A 3,123-nucleotide genomic window follows, 5' to 3' on the forward strand; every position below is an offset into this window, starting at 1 on the left:
ATTTATCGAAGCCGACATTTTCGACTGTGCTGCCCGCCAGAATGTGGCCATCCGCGCGCGGCACCAGATAAAAATCGTCTTCGAGCAGCATCGGGCCCAGTGTATGCGGCGCGCAGTTGAATAACAGCATTTGCCCACGCACCGGCTGGATATCGAGCGCGAGCGCGTGCTCGCCAAGCAGGCGCTGGCTCCATGCGCCGGCGCAGACGACGAACTGGCCGCCGCCCGCTTCTGCCTTACCGCAGCGCAGTGAAACGATGCGTGAGCCGGCCTGGCAAAAGCCAAGAACTTCACTGTTCTCGATGACATTGACATCCATGCGCGAAAGCGCGCCGCGCAAGGCTTTGAGCAGGCGCGGCGGCCTCACCTGAGCGGCGCTCGGTAACCACCACGCTTCGCGTTCCACGGAAAGTTGCGGCACGATGGCGCGCGCCGCAACTTTCTCACTTCCCGCGCAAGAAGCCGCCAGCCATTGGCGCGCGCGAACGTCGTCGCGCTCATCGTCGTCCATGGCGAGCATCAGCATGCCCGAACGCCGATATTTGCAGTCGATTCCGCTCGCTTCTTCCAGTGACGCAACCCAATCCGGGTAGAGCGATTCGCTGTAGCGGGCGAGATCGATTACCGCATTGTCATAATCCCACGGCGGCAGCACCGACAGGATACCGGCCCCGGCCCACGACGATTCGCGGCCCACTCGGCCGCGCTCGATCAGCGTGACTGATGCGCCGCGCCGCGCCAGTTCATACGCAGTCGCAAGACCGATCACGCCGGCGCCGACAATGATGAAATCGGGATACACGCGCTCCGGTCAGCGGCAGAAAAAGACCACTCATTCTAGCAAACTGTCCTCTCATCGGATGTGGCTCGCGGCCCTCTGTTTGCCCGCATAGGATGGCTGCCATTAACGGTGACTAGAGGCTCAATATGCGCAACTGGAAGGAAACAATCGATTCGCAAAAGGGGCGCGGCTTCACGCTGATCGAGTTGATGGTCGTCATCGTCATTGTCGGCATTCTGACTTCGGTCGCCTACCCGTCCTACCTGCAGTATGTGGTGCGCGCCAAACGTTCCGCGGTCCAGCAGTTCATGCTCGACATCGCCAACCGGCAGGAGCAGTTTATTCTCGATGCGCGCACCTACACGACCGCAATCACCACCACGCCCGGTCTGAACATGGCTATTCCTCCTGAAGTTACCGGCCTGTACACAGTGAGCGTGGCCCTCGTCGCCGGGCCCGCTCCGGGATACACGATAACGGCAGCGCCGGTTGCGGGCGGTAGTCAAGCGGGTGACGGCACGCTCGCGCTGGACAACCTCGGTGTTAAATCACCGACTGCAAAATGGAAATGAGATAACCATGAAACCCGCTTTCAGGATGAGATTGGGCGCTCTGCTGACCTCGAAGCTGTTTGCCCGGGCCGATGCAATTCCCGCGCGCATCGGCGGCTTCACCCTGATCGAGCTGATGACAATGGTTGCGGTTCTCGCCATTCTCGCTTCCCTTGCCGCGCCCTCGTTCAACAACCTGGTTCTCAATCAGCGGCTAAAGGTCGCGGTATCCGATATTCATGCAACGCTGGTTTTTGCAAGAAGCGAAGCGATTAAGCGCAACGGCGACGTCAACATCGTTCGAAGCGGCGCTTCCTGGGCCAATGGGTGGACGGTCCAAGCCGGAGCAACCCCGCTGAAGACCCAGCAAGCCATCGCTAATCTGACGGTCGTGCCGTCATCACCGGAGACGACGATGACCTATCGTCGCGATGGCCGACTCAACACGGCAGCTCCAAACATGCCGGCGCCGAGCCTGGTTTTGAGCGTCGCCGGCAAAAGCGCTGTCATCGCGCGCTGCATAGGGGTCGATCCGAGTGGCCGGCCAAATATGAAAGTCGATACCAACCGCGATGCATCCGATGGCTGCAATTGATCAACTCTTACGATGTAGCAAAGGAGTCGCGAATGACGGAAATTCCTGATCGACGGGCGTCCGCCGGCTTCAGCATGATCGAGGTATTGATCACGCTGGTGATTTTAATGTTCGGTCTGCTCGGTATCTCCGGATTGCAAGCGCGCGCGCAGCAAGCCGAGTTTGAGTCGTACCAGCGCGCGCAGGCGCTGGTCCTGCTCAATGACATGGCCGATCGCATCAATCGGAACCGCGAAACCACACCGTGCTACGACATCACTACAAGCAGCGGTACGCCTTATCTAGGCAGTTCAGCCACCGCGACCGCGGCGTGTAGCGGATACGGCTCCGCCGCTACCCAGCAGTTAGCGATCAATGATCTGACCGAATGGAACAACTTGTTGACGGGGACCGCCGAGGTTTCAGGTGGCAACAACATCGGCGCAATGACGGGGGCGCGCGGATGCGTCACTCGCGATCCCGCAACCAACAGTTATGCGATCGCTGTCGCCTGGCAGGGAATTGCGGAAACTTCGGCTCCTGCTGCGCTGGCGGGCGCAACAACGGCAACGAGTAATGCAATCTCCTGCGGTGCAAACCTTTATGGCTCGGAAACGAGACGGCGCGTGGTATGGACTACGCTGCGCATCGCCAAATTGAAATGATTACCGCCATGAAAGATCAGATCGGGTTTTCGCTCGTCGAGCTGATGGTCTCTATCTCTATCGGCCTCTTACTGCTTGCGGGTTTGAGCACGCTGTTCGTCAATTCGAGTCGGTCTCAGGCCGAGTTGTTCAAGTCATCGCAGCAAATCGAAAACGGACGCTACGCGATGGATTTGCTGGGCCAGGATCTGCGCCACTCCGGATTTTATGGCGAATTCGACAACTTGCCGCCGCGTGTCGGCGCGCAGATGGCATACCCGGCCCCGCTGCCTGATCCATGCAGCACCGCGGCCGCTGATTTGCTTGCAGCACTGCCTTTGCCCGTTCAGGGCTATGACAACGTGCCGGCTACGGTGCCGGCGCCCTTGTCTGGCTGTTTAAGCGATGCCAACCATGTTCCGGGGACCGATGTCGTCGTCATACGCCGCGCTCAAACCGAAGTGCTGCTCGAAACCGGTGGTGCGGCCGGCATTACGGCGGCCCCCGGCGCGACTGCGACCCCGATTTTAAATGAGGTCTACCTGCAGGCCGATGCATCGGCCGCCGATATCC

The 3,123-nt window shown here is 59.8% G+C and carries 5 protein-coding genes; 4 read left to right on the forward strand and 1 reads right to left on the reverse strand.

Annotated features, from left to right (window positions below; all coding sequences use genetic code 11):
• On the reverse strand, positions 1 to 802 hold an 802-nt coding region (locus H0V78_10945), incomplete at its 3' end, for an FAD-dependent oxidoreductase (protein MBA2352267.1).
• Between the two features lie 125 nt (positions 803 to 927).
• Here H0V78_10945 and H0V78_10950 point away from each other — a divergent pair.
• The 4 genes from H0V78_10950 to H0V78_10965 form a co-directional block, all read left to right on the forward strand.
• Complete coding sequence (locus H0V78_10950) at positions 928 to 1,353, forward strand: type IV pilin protein (protein MBA2352268.1); 426 nt, start codon at positions 928 to 930, stop codon at positions 1,351 to 1,353.
• Between the two features lie 7 nt (positions 1,354 to 1,360).
• Entirely contained in the window at positions 1,361 to 1,927 is a 567-nt protein-coding gene (locus H0V78_10955) for a GspH/FimT family pseudopilin (protein MBA2352269.1), read from the forward strand.
• Between the two features lie 32 nt (positions 1,928 to 1,959).
• Complete coding sequence (gene pilV, locus H0V78_10960) at positions 1,960 to 2,571, forward strand: type IV pilus modification protein PilV (protein ID MBA2352270.1); 612 nt, start codon at positions 1,960 to 1,962, stop codon at positions 2,569 to 2,571.
• A gap of 8 nt (positions 2,572 to 2,579) precedes the next feature.
• The coding region (locus H0V78_10965; protein MBA2352271.1) for a prepilin-type N-terminal cleavage/methylation domain-containing protein at positions 2,580 to 3,123 on the forward strand (544 nt) is incomplete at its 3' end.

The organism is Burkholderiales bacterium (assembly GCA_013695435.1).
Taxonomy (GTDB): Bacteria; Pseudomonadota; Gammaproteobacteria; order Burkholderiales; family JACMKV01; genus JACMKV01.